General features: G+C 67.1%; 15 protein-coding genes and 1 pseudogene. 10 read left to right on the top strand and 6 right to left on the bottom strand.

Going from position 1 to position 16,650, the window contains the following annotated elements; all coding sequences use genetic code 11:
• Positions 1-178: 178 nt before the first annotated feature.
• From ACE3T8_RS14520 to rpmH, 5 genes are all read right to left on the bottom strand, one after another.
• The gene (locus ACE3T8_RS14520) at positions 179-1,225 is read right to left on the bottom strand and encodes a TonB family protein (RefSeq protein WP_374610118.1); all 1,047 of its coding nucleotides are present in this window, start codon (positions 1,223-1,225) and stop codon (positions 179-181) included.
• 97 nt (positions 1,226-1,322) lie between these two features.
• Positions 1,323-2,657 (bottom strand): tRNA uridine-5-carboxymethylaminomethyl(34) synthesis GTPase MnmE, encoded by a 1,335-nt coding sequence (gene mnmE / locus ACE3T8_RS14515; RefSeq protein WP_374610116.1) that lies wholly within the window; start codon positions 2,655-2,657, stop codon positions 1,323-1,325.
• A 71-nt stretch (positions 2,658-2,728) separates the two neighbouring features.
• Positions 2,729-4,366 carry a membrane protein insertase YidC gene (gene yidC, locus ACE3T8_RS14510; protein WP_374610114.1) on the bottom strand — a complete coding sequence of 546 codons (1,638 nt, stop codon included), beginning with the start codon at positions 4,364-4,366 and terminating at the stop codon, positions 2,729-2,731.
• A gap of 24 nt (positions 4,367-4,390) precedes the next feature.
• On the bottom strand, positions 4,391-4,846 hold the full coding sequence (gene rnpA, locus ACE3T8_RS14505; protein WP_374610112.1) for a ribonuclease P protein component: 456 nt from the start codon (positions 4,844-4,846) through the stop codon (positions 4,391-4,393).
• Between the two features lie 53 nt (positions 4,847-4,899).
• Positions 4,900-5,040, bottom strand: a complete 141-nt coding sequence (gene rpmH, locus ACE3T8_RS14500; protein WP_374610110.1) for a 50S ribosomal protein L34 — start codon at positions 5,038-5,040, stop codon at positions 4,900-4,902.
• A 211-nt stretch (positions 5,041-5,251) separates the two neighbouring features.
• Between rpmH and dnaA the strand changes: the two genes are divergently transcribed.
• From dnaA to ACE3T8_RS14450, 10 genes are all read left to right on the top strand, one after another.
• A complete protein-coding gene (gene dnaA / locus ACE3T8_RS14495; protein ID WP_374610108.1) occupies positions 5,252-6,577 on the top strand; it encodes a chromosomal replication initiator protein DnaA in 1,326 nt (441 codons plus the stop codon).
• 281 nt (positions 6,578-6,858) lie between these two features.
• The gene (gene dnaN / locus ACE3T8_RS14490; RefSeq protein ID WP_374610106.1) at positions 6,859-7,959 is read left to right on the top strand and encodes a DNA polymerase III subunit beta; all 1,101 of its coding nucleotides are present in this window, start codon (positions 6,859-6,861) and stop codon (positions 7,957-7,959) included.
• A 108-nt stretch (positions 7,960-8,067) separates the two neighbouring features.
• Entirely contained in the window at positions 8,068-9,168 is a 1,101-nt protein-coding gene (gene recF, locus ACE3T8_RS14485; protein ID WP_374610104.1) for a DNA replication/repair protein RecF, read from the top strand.
• Between the two features lie 104 nt (positions 9,169-9,272).
• A complete protein-coding gene (gyrB, locus tag ACE3T8_RS14480; RefSeq protein ID WP_374610103.1) occupies positions 9,273-11,771 on the top strand; it encodes a DNA topoisomerase (ATP-hydrolyzing) subunit B in 2,499 nt (832 codons plus the stop codon).
• A 78-nt stretch (positions 11,772-11,849) separates the two neighbouring features.
• Entirely contained in the window at positions 11,850-12,647 is a 798-nt protein-coding gene (locus ACE3T8_RS14475) for a M48 family metallopeptidase (RefSeq protein ID WP_374610102.1), read from the top strand.
• A 108-nt stretch (positions 12,648-12,755) separates the two neighbouring features.
• The gene (locus ACE3T8_RS14470) at positions 12,756-13,898 is read left to right on the top strand and encodes a hypothetical protein (RefSeq protein ID WP_374610101.1); all 1,143 of its coding nucleotides are present in this window, start codon (positions 12,756-12,758) and stop codon (positions 13,896-13,898) included.
• A 152-nt stretch (positions 13,899-14,050) separates the two neighbouring features.
• Positions 14,051-14,722 (top strand): energy transducer TonB, encoded by a 672-nt coding sequence (locus tag ACE3T8_RS14465; protein ID WP_374610099.1) that lies wholly within the window; start codon positions 14,051-14,053, stop codon positions 14,720-14,722.
• Between the two features lie 83 nt (positions 14,723-14,805).
• Complete coding sequence (locus tag ACE3T8_RS14460; RefSeq protein ID WP_374610097.1) at positions 14,806-15,564, top strand: MotA/TolQ/ExbB proton channel family protein; 759 nt, start codon at positions 14,806-14,808, stop codon at positions 15,562-15,564.
• 29 nt (positions 15,565-15,593) lie between these two features.
• On the top strand, positions 15,594-16,019 hold the full coding sequence (locus ACE3T8_RS14455) for an ExbD/TolR family protein (RefSeq protein WP_374610095.1): 426 nt from the start codon (positions 15,594-15,596) through the stop codon (positions 16,017-16,019).
• Positions 16,020-16,030: 11 nt separating this feature from the next.
• Positions 16,031-16,444: an ExbD/TolR family protein gene (locus ACE3T8_RS14450; RefSeq protein ID WP_374610094.1), complete on the top strand. Its 414-nt coding sequence runs from the start codon at positions 16,031-16,033 to the stop codon at positions 16,442-16,444.
• Between the two features lie 85 nt (positions 16,445-16,529).
• On the opposite strand, the pseudogene ACE3T8_RS14445 reads toward ACE3T8_RS14450, so the two are convergent.
• Positions 16,530-16,650: pseudogene (locus tag ACE3T8_RS14445) on the bottom strand (transposase); the annotation flags it as partial.

Below are 16,650 nucleotides of genomic sequence, written 5' to 3'. Positions count from 1 at the left end.
TAGGCAAGCTTTACTATCTGACATGGGAACGGTGGCTTCGGTTTAGACGTTTGGTCGCACAAACATCTTCACCCGAATCCGCCGTTCCTTTTTTTGTGGGCGCTCCCCGGACTTCCGTGATGAACCTGAAAAAAGCCCGGCGATTGCCGGGCTTTTTCGTTGCGCGATGCCGTCCCGGTTACTGCTGGAACGAGATCGTGCGGCGCGTGGTGGTGGCTTCGGCTACCGGCTGGAAGCGCCAGCGCTTCACCGCTGCCGTCGCCTCGCGCTCGAACTCGCGCTGGTACAGGCGCGGCGCGTCGGAGCCGACCACGCGCACATTGCCCACGCTGCCGTCGCCGGACACGGTGAACTCGACCTGCACCGAGCCGGTGGCGCCGGCACGTTGCGCAGCCTGCGGATAGCGCGGACCGGGCTGGGCGATCGCCCGCAGTTCCGAAGACGCCGCGGGACGCGACGGCTGCGCCGCCGGTTGCGCGGCGGCGGCGGCTTGGCGCTGCTGCTCCGCTGCGGCGGCGGCCGCGCGCTGGCGTTCGGCTTCGGCTTCGCGCTGGCGTTCGGCTTCCGCCGCGGCATTGGCCAGGGCGGCGGTGGTCTGGGCCGGCGGCGTCGGTGCCGCCGCGGCGGCGGCAGCCTGCTGGCGCTGCAGTTCCTGCTGCTTGCGCTGGTCTTCCTCGCGCTTCTTCGCCAACTCTTCCTGGCGCTTCGCTTCTTCGTCGGCGGTCAACTTCTGGTTCTCCGCGCGTGCGGCGAAGGCGGTCTCGCTGGTGGTGATCGCCGACTTCAGGCGCGCCAGCGCGGGATGCTGCGCATCCGCCTTCTCGATCAACGCCGCCAGGCGCTTGGCTTCGCCGAAGTCCTCGCGGGCGATGCCCTGCTCGGTGGCGATCACGGTCATCGGCAGCAGGTCTGTCAGCGCGCTGGACGCCCCCGCGTCCGCCGGTGCCTTGTCGCGCAGGGCCAGGTAGTACTCCATGGCGTTGTTGCCGGCCGGCGCGTACAGGCGGTTCTCGCCGTAGGCCTTGGAGGCCTCGCTGCGCAGCTGGTCCGGCGCCATCGCGCTGACCGATGCCGACACCACCGATTCCGGCGTGGGTGCCGGCGCGACCTGGCCGGCGGCGGGGCCGGCGGCGTCGGTCGCCGCATCCTTCTTGCATGCGCCCAGCGCACACGTGATCGCCACGGCCAGCGCCAGCGGCACCAGGCCGCGGCGCAGATTGTTCATTGCAGACATCGTGTTACTCCCCTTGTGATGCACGACGCACCTGACGATAGCACGCGGCAGCAAGGGGCATTTGTCAAGGGGATTCAAGCGTTTGCCGTCATTTCCCGATGCAGAATGCTGCAAAAATGTGACCAAGTAGCGCATCCGCGCCCACCCGTCCGCCGATCACGCCCAGGCTGTCGTGCGCCTGCGCCAGCGCCTCGGCGGCCAGCTCCAGCCGCTCGCGCTCCAGTTCCGCGGCCGCCGCGTCCAGATGGCCGGCCGCCTCGGCCAGCGCCTGCACGTGGCGGGCACGTGCGGTGAACGCACCTTCGGTGACTTCGCCCGACCCGGACAGGGCCAACAGGCGCGCATGCAAGGCATCCAGTCCCTGCCCCGTGCGCGCAGATATCGCCAGTGCGTCCTCGCCGAGCGGCGCGGGCGCCGCCAGCAGGTCGGCCTTGTTGTGCAGCCACAACCGCCGCGGCACCGCGGCGACTTCCTCCATCACCGCCGCGCGACCGGCGGCGGGGTCGCGCGCATCCAGTACCACCAGGGCCAGGTCGGCACGCTGCAGCTCGGCGCGGGCGCGGCGGATGCCTTCGGCTTCGATCGGATCGAAGGCCTCGCGCAGGCCGGCGGTATCGACCAGGGTCAGTTCGACGCCGTCGATGCGGATCGCTTCCTGCAGCAGGTCTCGGGTGGTGCCGGGGAGTTCGGTGACGATCGCCCGCTCACTGCCGGCCAGCGCATTGAGCAGCGAACTCTTGCCGGCATTGGGCGGGCCGACCAGGACCACGTGCAGGCCGTCGCGCAGGCTGCGGCCGCGTTCGGCCTCGCGGCGCAGTTGCGCCAGTCGCCCGATCGCATCGTGCAGTTGCCCGTGCAGGGCCGCGCCCCCGAGGGTGTCGAGCGATTCGTCGGCGAAGTCGATCGCTGCCTCCACGTGCACGCGGATCGCCAGCACCTGCGCCATCAGTTGCTCGACCCGGCGCGAGAACACCCCGTCCAGCGAGCGCCGGGCGGCGCGGGCGGCGCGTTCGTCGCCGGCGGCGATCAGGTCGGCGATGGCCTCGGCCTGGGCCAGGTCCAGCTTGCCGTTGAGGAAGGCGCGCTGGCTGAACTCGCCGGCCACGGCCTGGCGCGCACCCAGGGCGACGCAGCGCGCCACCAGCTGGCGCAGCAGCACCGGGCTGCCATGCCCCTGCAGTTCGACCACGTCCTCGCCGGTGAAACTGGCGCGCGCGCGGAAATGCAGGGCGATGCCGTCATCGATCACCTCGCCATCGGCATCGGTGAAACGCGCGTAGACGGCGACGCGCGGCTTCAGCATGCGTCCGGTGATGGCGCGGGCGATCTCCCGCGCGCGCGGCCCCGACAACCGCACGATGCCGACCCCGCCGGCACCCGCGGCGGTGGCGATCGCGACGATGGTGTCGGCGGCTTCATCCATCCGCGAATGATGGCATGGCCCGAAAACACGAAGCCCGCCGTCAGGCGGGCTCCGGGCGGAACGCGCGAAGGTCAGGCCTTCGCCGGGTCCTCGGCGTAACGCTTGGTGTTCCACCACTGCTGGGCCATGCCCAGCGCACCGTTGGTCACCCAGTACAGGACCAGGCCGGCCGGGAAGAAGGCGAACATCACCGCCATCACCAGCGGCATCATCTGCATCATCTTCTTCTGCATCGGGTCCATGCCGACCATCGGCGTCATCTTCTGGGTCAGCCACATGACCGCGCCATTGACGATCGGCAGGATGAAGAACGGATCGCGCGCGGTGAGGTCGTTGACCCAGCCCATGATCCACGGCGCCTGGCGCAGTTCCACGCCTTCCAGCAGCACGTAGTACAGGGCCAGGAACACCGGCATCTGGATCAGGATCGGCAGGCAGCCGCCGGCCGGGTTGATCTTCTCCTTCTTGTACAGCTCCAGCATCGCCATCTGGAACTTCTGCTTGTCGTCACCGTAGCGCTCCTTGAGCTGCTCGATGCGCGGCTGGAACTTGCGCATCTTGGCCATCGACTTGTACTGCGCGGCGGACAGCGGGTAGAGCAGCAGCTTGATCACGACCACCAGCAGCACGATCGCCCAGCCCCAGTTGTGGGTGAGCTTGTGCAGCTGGGTCAGCAGCCAGTGGATCGGCTTGGACAGCACGGTGAAGATGCCGTAGTCCATCGCCAGGTCCAGGCCCGGGGCGACCGTCTTCAGCTGGTCGGCCAGCTTCGGGCCGACCCAGAGAGTGGCGTCGCTGGCGATGCGCTGGCCCGGGGCCAGGGTGACCTGCGGACCGCGGGCGGTGATGCTGTACAGGTTGCCGCGCGTGCCCAGCGAATAGATCGCGCCCTGGTCCTTCTGCGGCACCCAGGCACCCAGGAAATAATGCTGCGACAGGCCGATCCAGCCACCGGTGACCTGGCGGTCGAGCGGGCCGTCGTCGACATAGTCCGGGTACTTGCGCTTCTCGTACTTCTCTTCCGGACTCCACCAGGCCGCGCCATTGAGGCTGAACGCCTCCGGGTTGGTCATGCCGCTCTTGACCACCGGCGGCACGCGTTCCAGCTTGCGCTCGATGTCGCCGGTCCAGGCGGCGGCGCCGGTATTCACCAGCTCGTCGCGCACGCGCAGCGCATAACCGCCACGCGGCAGGGTGAAGGTGCGTCGGAGTTGCACACCGGCGGGCGTGGTGGCGACGAAGCGGGCCTCGACGGCCTGCGCGCCGTCGGCCAGCACGATGTCGCGGGCGGTCCCGTCGGGCTGCAGCACCAGTTCGCGGCCATCGTTGCCGCGCCAGACGCTGTGCGCGGCGAAATAGCGCGCCGGGTCGGCATCGAACAGCACCACCGGCGGGCTGCCGGCCGCCCGGGTCTGCGGGTAGTCCAGCAACTCGGCGCGGGTGAGGTCGCGGCCGTTGAGCTCCAGCGCCAGCACGTCGTTGCGCAGGCGCACCACCGGCAACGTGGCGGCGACCATCGGCGTGGCGGCGGGCGCGCCGGGCACGCTGGCGACCGGGATGCCGGGGGTCCCAGCGCCAGGCGCTTGGGTGGCGGTGGGGATTGCCGGGGCCGGCGCAGCGGCCGCATCGCGTTCCTTGCCCCATTCCATCCACAACAGGGTGGCCACCATCAGCCAGGCAAGGATCAGGAAGGTACGGGTCTGGGTCATCGGACAGGCTGGCTCACGCCACGCTCAACGCGGGGCTTGGTCGGAGGAAGGAGCGGGGGTCGCGGGCGGCATTGTGCCGGCCGGGGGCGGGGGCGGCAACGCGCCGGCACGCTGCAGCAGGCGTTCGAAGGCCTCGCGAAGCGCGGCACCATCGGCCTGCGCGGCACCGCTGCGGGCGACCACGACGTAAGCACCGCCGGGCAGCCGGCCGCGCAGATGGCGGAAGGCTTCGCGCAGCGACCGCTTGATGCGATTGCGGCCGACCGCATGCGGATCGACCTTGCGCGACACCGCCAGGCCGAGCCGGGCAGACGCGGCATCGGCCAGCCAGTGCAGGGCCATGCGTGGTTCGGCGGTGCGCCGCCCGCGATCGAACACGGCGCTGAACTCGGCCTTGGCGCGCACCCGCGCGGTCCGCGGGAAGCGGGGCGCGGACACGACGACGCCGGCATCCTGGGTGGACACCGGCGTCGGGGGCATCACGGGAACTGTCATGGCGATCCGGCCACTGGCCGGATCCGCGACCCAGAGGGTCAGACAGTCAGGCGACGACGGCCCTTGGCGCGACGACGCGCCAGGATCTTGCGGCCATCGGCGGTCGTCATGCGGGCACGGAAGCCGTGGTCGCGCTTGCGCTTGAGGTTGCTGGGCTGGTAGGTGCGCTTGGTCGCCATGGCGGGCCTGCTTGCTGTTATTCGGCGGAAAAGATTCGGGACTTTAGCGGGATAACCGAAGCAAGTCAACGGGTTCCGCCATCAAACGCCGCTGTCCGTGCGGGTTTGGTGCCCTGCGGCACGGATGCTACGCTGCCGGCCTCCCGATTTATCCACAGGCGCCGACACTGCGGCGCCGTCGTCGTCGCCGTCCCCCGAGATCGTTCCTGCCATGGATGTCTGGCCTGCCTGCCTGCGTTACCTCGAAGCCGAATTGCCGCCCGAGGATGTCCTGACCTGGCTGAAGCCGCTGCAGGCCGACCGCCGCGACGATGCGCTGGTGCTGTATGCCCCCAATGCCTTCGTCCGCGACGAGGTCCACCGCCGCTACCTGCCGCGGATCCGCGAACTCGCGGCGCATTTCGGCGGTGCCGACGTCGCCCTGGACATCGGCGCGTTGCGCCGCGCGGATCCCGTTCCCGCCCCGACAGCGCCGAGGCCCGGCGTCATCGCCAGCCCGCCTGCCGAACCCTTCCGCGGCAACCTCGACAGCCATTACACCTTCGACAACTTCGTCGAGGGCCGCAGCAACCAGCTCGCCCGCGCCGCCGCCTGGCATGCCGCGCAGAAACCCGGCGAACGCGCGCACAACCCGCTGCTGCTGTACGGGGGCACCGGCTTGGGCAAGACTCACCTGATGTTCGCCGCCGGCAACGAGATGCGCCGGATCAACCCGGCCGCGCGGATCCTCTACCTGCGCTCCAACGAGTTTTACAACGCCTTCTTCCGCGCCCTGCAGGAGAAGACCGCCGACCAGTTCAAGCGCCAGTTCCAGCAGATCGACGCGCTGCTGATCGACGACATCCAGTTCTTCGCCGGCAAGGATCGCACCCAGGAGGAGTTCTTCCACACCTTCAACGCGCTGTTCGACGGCCGCCAGCAGATCATCCTGACTTGCGACCGCTACCCGCGCGAGGTCGACGGGCTGGAGCCGCGGCTGAAATCGCGGCTGGGCTGGGGCCTGTCGGTGGCGATCGATCCGCCGGACTTCGAGACCCGCGCGCAGATCGTCCTGAGCAAGGCGCGCGAACGCGGTGCACTGGTACCGGATGACGTCGCCCAGCTGATCGCCAAGAAGATGCGCAGCAACGTGCGCGAGCTGGAGGGCGCGATCAACAAGCTGACCGCGCAGGCCGGCCTGCTCGGCCGCCCGGTGACCATGGAATTCGCCCAGGAAACCCTGCGCGACCTGTGGCGCGCGCAGCAGCAGGCGATCAGCATCGCCAACATCCAGAAGGCCGTGGCAGACTACTACGGGTTGCAGTTGAGGGAGATGCTGGGCAAGAAGCGGACCCGTTCGCTGGCACGTCCACGGCAGGTCGCGATGGCGCTGGCCAAGGAACTGACCGAGCACAGCCTGCCGGAGATCGGCGTGGCGTTCGACGGTCGTGACCACACCACCGTGCTGCATGCCTGTCGGCAGATCCGCCACCTGATGGAAAGCGACGGCAAGCTGCACGAGGACTGGGACAAGCTGATCCGCAAGCTCAGTGAGTAACGCCCTGTCGCAAACCCGGTGGGCGACCGCGGGACAAGTTGTGGATAACCCGGTGCCGTCGTTGACCCGCCCTGCTTATCCACAGCTTTTCCCGGACTTCCGGTTCGTTTTTCCCGGCATTCAATTTCGAATAATTCCTTTATTATTCAACAACTTGAAACAGTTAACCACCGATTTTCGCTCTACCAGCACCACCTGCTTTCAAGTTTTATCCATAGATCTTCAAGAGCGGTTCCGAGCGATCGGGCCGTCCCAGAACGCATAAAGGGCAAGGGGTTCACATGCGGTTTTCCCTGCAACGCGAAGTCCTGCTCAAGCCGTTGGCGCAGGTGGTGAACGTGGTCGAGCGCCGGCAGACCCTGCCGGTACTGGCGAACCTGCTGGTCAAGGTGCGCGAGGGCCAGCTCTCGCTGACCGGCACCGACCTCGAGGTGGAGATGGTCGCGCGGACTGCGGTTGATGATGCCCAGGATGGCGAAACCACTATCCCCGCGCGCAAGCTGTTCGAAATCGTGCGTGCCCTGCCCGACGGCAGCAAGGTCACCGTCACCCAGCAAGGGGACAAGATCACCGTGCAGGCCGGGCGCAGCCGTTTCAGCCTGGCCAGCCTGCCGGCCAACGATTTCCCGTCGATCGACGAATTCGAGGCCACCGAACGGGTCAATGTGCCCGAAGCCGGCTTGAAGGAACTCATTGAACGCACGGCGTTCGCGATGGCCCAGCAGGACGTCCGTTACTACCTCAACGGCCTGTTGTTCGACCTGCGCGACGCCACCCTGCGCTGCGTCGCCACCGACGGCCACCGCCTGGCCCTGTGCGAAACCGCACTGGATGCCGGCAGCGGCAACAAGCGCCAGATCATCGTCCCGCGCAAGGGCGTGCAGGAATTGCAGCGCCTGCTGGAAGGCGGCGACCGCACGCTCGACCTGGAACTCGGCAAGGGCCACATCCGGGTCAAGCGCGACGACGTGACCTTCACCAGCAAGCTCATCGACGGCAAGTTCCCGGATTACGAAGCGGTGATTCCGATCGGTGCCGACCGCGAGGTCAAGGTCGATCGCGAGGCGCTGCGTGCGGCCCTGCAACGCGCCTCGATCCTGTCCAACGAGAAGTACCGCGGCGTGCGCGTCGAGGTCTCGCCCGGCCTGCTCAAGATCAGCGCGCACAATCCCGAGCAGGAAGAAGCGCAGGAAGAACTGGAAGCCGACACCCGCGTCGATGGCCTGGCGATCGGCTTCAACGTCAACTACCTGCTGGACGCCCTCGGCGCCCTGCGCGACGAGCACATCCTGCTGCTGCTGCGTGATGCCAATTCCTCCGCCCTGGTGCGTGGCGCCGAACACCAGCACGCCCGCCATGTGGTGATGCCGCTGCGGCTCTGACCGGATGCCGGGTCTCTCACCGCACCTGCACGTGTTCCACGTGGAACACCACACACGACGCCCGGCCCAGTCCGGGCGTCATCGTTTGCGTTCGTCCCGAGACCTGCCGTGCTGATCCGCCGAGTCCAGGTGCAAGGATTGCGGCGCCTGGTCAATGTCGACTTGCAGCCCGGGCCAGGGTTCAACCTGCTCATCGGCGACAACGGCAGCGGCAAGACCAGCCTGCTCGAAGCCATGCATCTGATGGCGCATGGCCGCAGTTTCCGAGGCCGCATCCGCGACGGACTGGTGCGCAGCGGTGAACCGGCACTGCAGGTCTTCCTGGAGTGGGAACAGCCTGGTCAACCTAGTCGGCGTGGCGGGCTGCGGCATTCCGGCAGCGCATGGGAAGCCCGCCTGGACGGAAACCACGTCGGCCAGCTTGGCGAGTTGTGCGAAGCACTGGCCGTGATCACGTTCGAACCCGGCAGCCACGCTCTCATCCACGGTAGCAGCGAGGTGCGCCGTCGCTACCTGGACTGGGGATTGTTCCACGTGGAACGTAGCGACGCCGGCGGCGATTTCCTCTCGCTGTGGCGTCGCCATGCCCGCGCCCACAAGCAGCGCAATGCCTTGCTCCGGCAGGGGCGTGCCGATGGCCAGCTGGACGCCTGGGAACACGAACTGGCACTGGCCGGCGAGTCGATCACCTTGCAGCGCGAGGCCTATGTGGCGCGCCTGCAGGCGCATGTCGATACCCTGTTGGCGGAGATCCTGCCCGCTGCCGGTGCTGCCACCCTGTCCCTGCAGCCCGGTTGGCGCCGGCAGGAGCTGGGCCTCGCCGACGCGCTGCTGCTGGCCCGCGAACGCGACCTGGCGCAGGGGCACACCACCGTTGGCCCGCATCGCGCCGACCTCAAGCTCGAGTTCCGCGATCTGCCGGGTCGTGATGGCCTGTCACGCGGACAGGCCAAGTTGGCCGCACTGGTGCTGTTGCTGGCGCAGGCGTCGCATCTTGCAACGCATGCGGGCCATTGGCCGGTGCTTCAACTGGACGACCTCGCCTCGGAACTGGATCGACACCACCAGCGGCGGGTGCTGCAAGTGCTGGTGGAAAGCCGGGCGCAGGTCTTCATGACAGGAACCGAGTCGATTCCCGCCTTGGCCTCGCTGGCGGATCGGCACACGACGTTCCACGTGGAACATGGGGAGATCCGAGCCGTGGTGTGATAGCCCGGCAGGGCGGTCGAATCCCGCGATTGCTATACTCCACGTTCCTATAGCTAATGTGTCTCGGCGCGCCGCCAGGCGTGCCGCAGGAGCAGAACGCGTCGATGTCGCAGAACGAAGAAACTCCGGGCCAGCTGCCCGAATCCCCCGCCGCCAAGGCGCCCGCCAATCCCGGGAACTACGACGCCAACAGCATTACCGCGCTGGAAGGGCTGGAAGCCGTCCGCAAGCGTCCGGGCATGTACATCGGCAACGTCAACGACGGATCCGGCCTGCACCACATGGTGTTCGAGGTCGTCGACAACGGCGTGGACGAGGCACTGGCCGGCCACGCCGATGCGGTGCTGGTGACCATCCACGACGACGGCTCGGTCTCGGTCTGGGACAACGGCCGCGGCATCCCGGTCGGTCGGCACGCCAAGGAAAGCGAGAAGCAGGGCCGCGACATCTCCGCCGCCGAAGTGGTGATGACCGTGCTGCACGCCGGCGGCAAGTTCGACGACAACAGCTACAAGGTGTCCGGTGGCCTGCATGGCGTCGGCGTCTCGGTGGTCAACGCGCTGTCGGAGAGGCTGCTGCTCGACATCTGGCGCGACGGCTATCACTTCCAGCAGGAATACCGCCACGGCGCGCCGGTGTATCCGCTCAAGCAGCTGGAAGCATCCGACAGGCGTGGCACGGAAGTCCGCTTCTGGCCGTCGGCGGTGGCATTCAACGACAACGTCGAATTCCACTACGACATTCTGGCCCGCCGCCTGCGCGAGCTGAGCTTCCTCAATTCCGGCGTCAGGATCGAATTGGTCGACGAGCGCCTGGACGGCAAGCACGACGTCTTCCAGTACGAAGGCGGGATCCGCAGCTTCGTCGAGCACCTGGCTCAGCTGAAAACCCCGCTGCATCCCAAAGTGATCTCGATCAGCGGCGAACAGGACGACATCGTCGTCGATTGTGCCGTGCAGTGGAGCGATTCCTACCAGGAAACGATGTACTGCTTCACCAACAACATTCCGCAGAAAGACGGCGGTACCCACCTGACCGGCTTCCGCGCCGCGCTGACCCGCACCCTGACGCGTTATATCGAGCAGAGCGGCATCGCCAAGCAGGCCAAGGTGGCCCTGTCCGGCGACGACATGCGCGAGGGCATGATCGCGGTGCTCTCGGTCAAGGTGCCGGATCCGGGGTTTTCCTCGCAGACCAAGGAAAAGCTGGTCACCGAGCCGGTACGTGCGGTGGTCGACGCCGTATTCGCCGCGAAGCTCGAGGAATTCCTCCAGGAAAACCCCAACGAGGCGAGGGCGATCGCCGGCAAGATCGTCGATGCCGCCCGTGCCCGCGAGGCCGCACGCAAGGCCCGCGACCTCACCCGCCGCAAGGGCGCGCTGGACATCGCGGGCCTGCCCGGCAAGCTGGCCGACTGCCAGGAGAAGGATCCTGCGCTGTCGGAACTGTTCATCGTCGAGGGCGACTCGGCGGGTGGCTCGGCCAAGCAGGGCCGCAATCGCAAGACCCAGGCGATCCTGCCGCTGAAGGGCAAGATCCTCAACGTCGAGCGCGCGCGTTTCGACCGGATGCTGGCCAGCGCCGAGGTCGGCACGCTGATCACCGCGCTGGGTACCGGCATCGGCAAGGACGAGTACAACCCGGACAAGCTGCGCTACCACCGCATCATCCTGATGACCGACGCCGACGTCGACGGCAGCCACATCCGCACTTTGTTGCTGACCTTCTTCTACCGGCAGATGCCGGAGCTGATCGAGCGCGGCCACGTCTACATCGGCCTGCCGCCGCTGTACAAGATCAAGCAGGGCAAGAACGAGCTGTACCTGAAGGACGATGCGGCGCTGGATGCCTATCTCGCCAACAACGCCGTGGACGGCGCGCAGTTGATTCCTGCCGCGAATGAGCCGGCGATCGACGGCGCTGCACTGGAGTCGCTGCTGCTGGTGTTCGCCCGCGCCCGCGAGGCGATCGCCCGCAATGCCCATCGCTTCGACCCGATCGTGCTGGAGTCGCTGATCGACTTCACCCCGCTGGATGCGGCCTCGCTGGCTGCGCACACCGATGACGCCCGCGAACTCGAGGCGCTGGCGGCCAGGCTCAATCGCGGTGGACTGGGCAAGCCGCGCTACGCGCTGCAACTGCAACCGGCCAACGAGACACGCCCCGCGGTGCTGCTGGTCATCCGTCGGCACATGGGCGAGGAACTGACCCAGGTGCTGCCGTTGTCGATCTTCGAGCACGGCGAACTGAAGCCGCTGCGCGAGGCCGCGGCGCTGCTGCACGGCCTGGTTCGCGACGGTGCGCAGATCGTGCGTGGCAGCCGCGCGCAGGCGATCGGCAGTTTCGCCGAGGCGCAGGCCTGGCTGCTCGACGAGGCCAAGAAGGGCCGCCAGATCCAGCGCTTCAAGGGCCTGGGCGAGATGAACCCGGAACAGCTGTGGGACACCACGGTGAACCCGGACACCCGCCGCCTGCTGCAGGTGCGGATCGAGGATGCGGTCGCTGCGGATGCGATCTTCAGCACCCTGATGGGCGATGTGGTCGAGCCGCGCCGGGAATTCATCGAGGACAACGCGCTCAAGGTCTCCAATCTCGACGTCTGAGCTCGGGCGGGCGGAGCCTTGACGCGATTTTCAGGCGCGCCTGCCTACAACGGGCGCATCTCACCCGGATCGATGGCCATGAAGACGAAGACGCTCCTGACCGGTTTGCTGGCCACTGCCCTGGTGGCGGCGTGCGCGACCACCACCTCGCCGACCGGGCGCACCCAGTACGTCGGCGGGGTCTCGCAGCAGCAATTGAACCAGCTGGGCGAACAGGCACTCGCCGAGGCCAAGCAGAAGACGCCGCAATCGCGGGATGCCCGCCAGGTGGCCTACGTGGGCTGCGTGGTCAATGCGGTCGCCCGCCAGCTGCCCGCACCGTGGAACCAGCAGCGCTGGGAGTACGCGCTGTTCGAGAACGACGAGGCCAATGCCTGGGCGTTGCCGGGCGGAAAGGTCGGCATCTACACCGGCATCTTCAAGGTTGCGAAGAACCAGGACCAGCTGGCGGGGGTGGTCGCGCACGAGATCGGCCACGTGATCGCGCGCCACCATGACGAGCGCATCACCCGCCAATTGGGCGCGGCGGGGGCGGTGCAGTTGCTCGGCGCGTTGGCGGGCGACTATGGCCAGCTGGCCACCCAGGGTGGCAGCGTGCTCGCCCAGGCCGGGTTCCTGCTGCCCAATTCGCGTGCGCAGGAAACCGAGGCCGACGTGGTGGGCCAGGACATCATGGCCCGGGCCGGCTTCGACCCGCGCGGTGCGGTGGAACTCTGGCGGAACATGTCGGCGGCCGGCGGCGCGCGTTCCCCGCAATGGCTGTCCACCCACCCGGATCCGGCGTCACGCCTGCGCGAGCTGGAGTCTCGGGCAGACGCCCTGTTGCCGGCCATGCAGGCCGCGCGCCGCTCCGGCCAGGCCCCGCGTTGCCAATGATCTAGCGCGCCGCTGGCGCATCATTCCGGCACGGTTCAAGCGCCGGACCTTCTGCTACGGTGCGACCCCTGCCGCATCCCGCAGCCCCTTTCTCGTTCGAGGTTTGCCATGAAGCCGACTTTCCGCCGCCCGCTCGCCACGTCCATCGCCGCGGCGCTTGCACTTGCCCTGCTGGCGCCCGCCGCGAATGCGCAGCAGGATCCGACCGCGACCACCGGGACCAAGACCATGCGCCAGCAACGGGCCGAACGCATGGCGGAGCTCGGCAAGGGCAAGGAAGAGGCGAAGCAGGCCGAGGACAAGCCGGCGGCATACCCCAACGCAACCCGCACCCAGCCCGATGCCAAGTCCAGCGGCAAGATGATCAAGAACCTGCAGGGCCTGCAGGAACTGTTCGAGAAGCGGGACATGGCCGGGGTGGTCGCAAGGGCGGAGGAAATCGTGGCCATGCCCTCGGCGAACGCCTATGACAAGTCGTTTGCCTATTCGCTGGCCGCCAACGCGGCCGCCGACCAGGACGACCAGGCGAAGGCCGCCGATTACTTCCGCAAGGCCGTGGACGCGAACGGCCTCGACAACGACAGCCACTACACCACCATGTACAACCTGGCGGTGATCCAGTTCGGCCTGGAGAAGTACACCGATGCGCTGGCGACGGTGGATCGCTTCCTGGCGGAATCCAAGTCGGAAAAGCCCGAGCACCAGTCCTTCCGCGCCGGCATCCTGGCCAACCTGGAACGCCACGACGAGGCGGCGGCGATCTACAAGGAGCTCATCGCGAAGAACCCGGGCGACAAGCGGATCCTGATGAACGCCGTTGCGGCCCTGCAAAACGCGGACAAGCAGGACCAGGCCAATGCGTTGCTCGAGGATGCGTACAAGCGCGGCATGCTCACCGAGTCGCGCGAGCTGCGCGCCTTGTACATCGGTTACATGAATGCCTCGCGCTGGGAAGACACCAAGAAGGTGATCGATGCCGGCATGAGCAGCGGCGTGCTGCAACCGGGTCCGGACCTGGCGCGCGACTACCAGATCCTGGCCCAGAACGCCTATGCCGACGACAAGATCCCGCTTGCGATCGATCTGTACGGGAAAGCCGCCCCCATGGCTGCCGATGGCGAGGCCTACCTCAACCTGGCCAAGGTCCTCGAGTACAGTGGCAAGAAGGCTGAAGCCAAGGCTGCCGCACAGAAGGCGCTGGACAAGGGCGTCAAGAAGCCGGACGACGCGCGGGGCATCCTCTCGCGCTGAGACAGGGTGCGCAGAAATCGGGCCTGCACATCACCGGGGCTTGGAACAAGCGCAGCCGATTGGTATAGACTAGATGGTTCATGCGGCCCGGGTGCCGCACGTTGTCGCCCCGGTCCGCCAGACCGGGGTTTCCCACCTCCAGAGCCGTGCGCATGACGCAAGATCTCGCCAACACCGAGAAGAAAGAAGACCGCGAAGGCGGTTTGAGCTGGCCGCGCATCGCCGGCATCAGCTTCGCGATCGCCCTGCACGCGGCAGCCCTGCTGCTCCTGCTGGCGCCGATCTCGCCGCCGGCCCAGGATGTCGAGGACGAGGACGTGGTCGCGGTGACGTTCATCGAGCCGCCGCCGCCGCCGCCACCGCCACCGCCGCCGCCGCCGGACCAGCCCAAGCCGCTGACTCCGCCGAAAACCCTGTCGCCGCCACGGGCGAGCCCGGTGCCGCCGCCGCCTGAAGATCCGCCGGTCGTGTTCAACGATCCGAGCCCGATGGACGTGCAGGCGCCGCCGCCGTCGCCGCCTGCTCCGCCCAGCTCGGTTCCGGATATCGGCTCCAGCGTGGATGCCTCGTCGCGCGCGATGAATCCGCCCGCCTATCCTCGCGAAGAACAGCGTCGGAACATCCAGGGCACCACCGTCCTGATCGTCAGCATCGATGCCAATGGCGGCGTGCTGGACGTGGAAGTGGAGCGTTCCAGCGGCAACCGCAACCTCGACCGCGAGGCGGTCAAGGCCGCCCGCCGCTGGCGTTTCAATCCGGAAGTGCGTGATGGCAAGAAGATCGCCAGCCGCGTGCGCGTTCCCGTTGAATTCAAGCTCAACTGATTTCCAGGCTCCACCCGTTCCAGTTCCAGCGTTGACGTAGTCCCTTTCGCAAAACCCCATCCACGACATCCAAAGGTAAGCGTATGTTGCAAGAAACGACTGCTGCCGCACCTGCCGCCGCCGGAGGCAACAACGCCGCCGCGCTGCAGCAGATGGGCTTCGACCACCTCATCCAGCAACTCGACTTCGTCGGCTGGGTCGTCTTCGTCACCCTGATGGTGATGTCGTTGATGTCCTGGTACTGGATCATCATCAACTTCCTCAAGAACATGCGCCTGCGTGGCCGCGGCGAAAACGTGGTCGGCACGTTCTGGGAAACCCCGAACGCGCAGGATGCGATCCGTTTCATGGAAGAGCAGCCGAAGTCCGAGCCGTTCTCCAAGATCGCCCTCGATGCCGCCCAGGCCGCCGCGCACCACCAGCGCCACGACGGTTCGCGCCTCGCCGAGTCGCTGAACCGCTCCGAGTTCGTCGACCGCGCCCTGCGCCAGGCCGTGACCCGCGAATCCTCGGGCCTCGAGAACGGCTTGACCGTGCTGGCCACCGTCGGTTCGACCGCGCCGTTCGTCGGCCTGCTCGGCACCGTGTGGGGCATCTACCGCGCGCTGATCAAGATCGGTGCTTCGGGCGACGCCTCGATCTCCGCGGTGGCCGGTCCGGTCGGTGAAGCCCTGATCATGACCGCCATCGGTCTGTTCGTGGCGATCCCGGCGGTGCTTGCGTACAACTTCTTCGTGCGCCTGAACCGCGTGACCAACAGCCAGTTCGACACCTTCGCCCACGACCTGCACGACTTCTTCGCCACCGGCTCGCGCGTCGGCGAAGTGGCCGGCAAGCGTTGATCGAACGCGCGTCCTGACGGAGCACCACGATGGCCTTCAGTTCCGGTAACGACAGCGGCGGCCCGATGGCCGAAATCAACGTCACGCCCCTCGTGGACGTGATGTTGGTGCTGCTGATCATCTTCATGATCACCACTCCGCTGATGAACCATAAGGTCAAGGTGCAGCTGCCGGAGGCCACGCTCGACCAGAAGCCGGAAAGGGACAAGGTCCCGCCGGTCACGATCGCGGTCACCGAACGCGGCGAGCTGTTCTGGAACGATGAGCCGTCGACCCGCCAGCTGATCGAGAGCAAGCTCTCGGTCGAGGCGCAGAGGGATCCGCAGCCGGTCATCAACATCCGCGCCGACAAGACCACCAAGTACCGGCTGGTCAACGACGTGGTGAAGGTGGCGCAGGCCCAGGGCATGCGCAAGGTCGGCTTCATCACGACCCCGCCGAAGAAAGGCCAGTAAGGAGATCCGCCATGGCATTTGCGAGTAATTCCGGCGGCGGCGCGATGGCCGACATCAACGTCACGCCCTTGGTGGACGTGATGCTGGTGCTGCTGATCATCTTCATGGTGACCATGCCGATCCAGTCGGTGCCGGTCGATGTCGACCTGCCGCAGAAGACGCTCAACCCACCGCCGCAGCCGAAGGATCCGCCGGATCCGATCAGCTTGCGCATCGATGCCGCGGGGCAGGTGTTCTGGAACAACACCCCGACACCGGTGAATGCGCTGCAGACGATGATGAGAACCGAAGTCGAACGCGACCCGACCAACCAGCCGACGCTGGAGATCGAAACCAGCGACGATGCCGACTATGGCGTCCTGGCCAAGGTCCTGGCTTCGGCCAAGAACGCGGAAATGGTCAAGATCGGTTTCGTCCAGAACTGAGTTGCGAACAATTCCCTGCTCCGGTTTCCGGAGCACGTCGTGGATGACGACGCCGCCTGCAAGGGCGGCGTTTTTTTTTGGTTCTTCTCCCAACTCCGGGGAATGCGGCTCGGATCTTGAGGAAGAAGTAGGCGTCGTCGCGGTAGCCGTAGGCGATGCGCTTGATGACCTTGATCCGGTTGTTGATGCCCTCGACCAGGCCGGTG

It is taken from the genome of Thermomonas sp. (genome assembly GCF_041919455.1).
Taxonomy (GTDB): domain Bacteria; phylum Pseudomonadota; class Gammaproteobacteria; order Xanthomonadales; family Xanthomonadaceae; genus Thermomonas.
The sequence above is the reverse complement of the archived record's forward strand: the minus strand, read 5'-3'. Positions and strand labels throughout refer to the sequence as shown.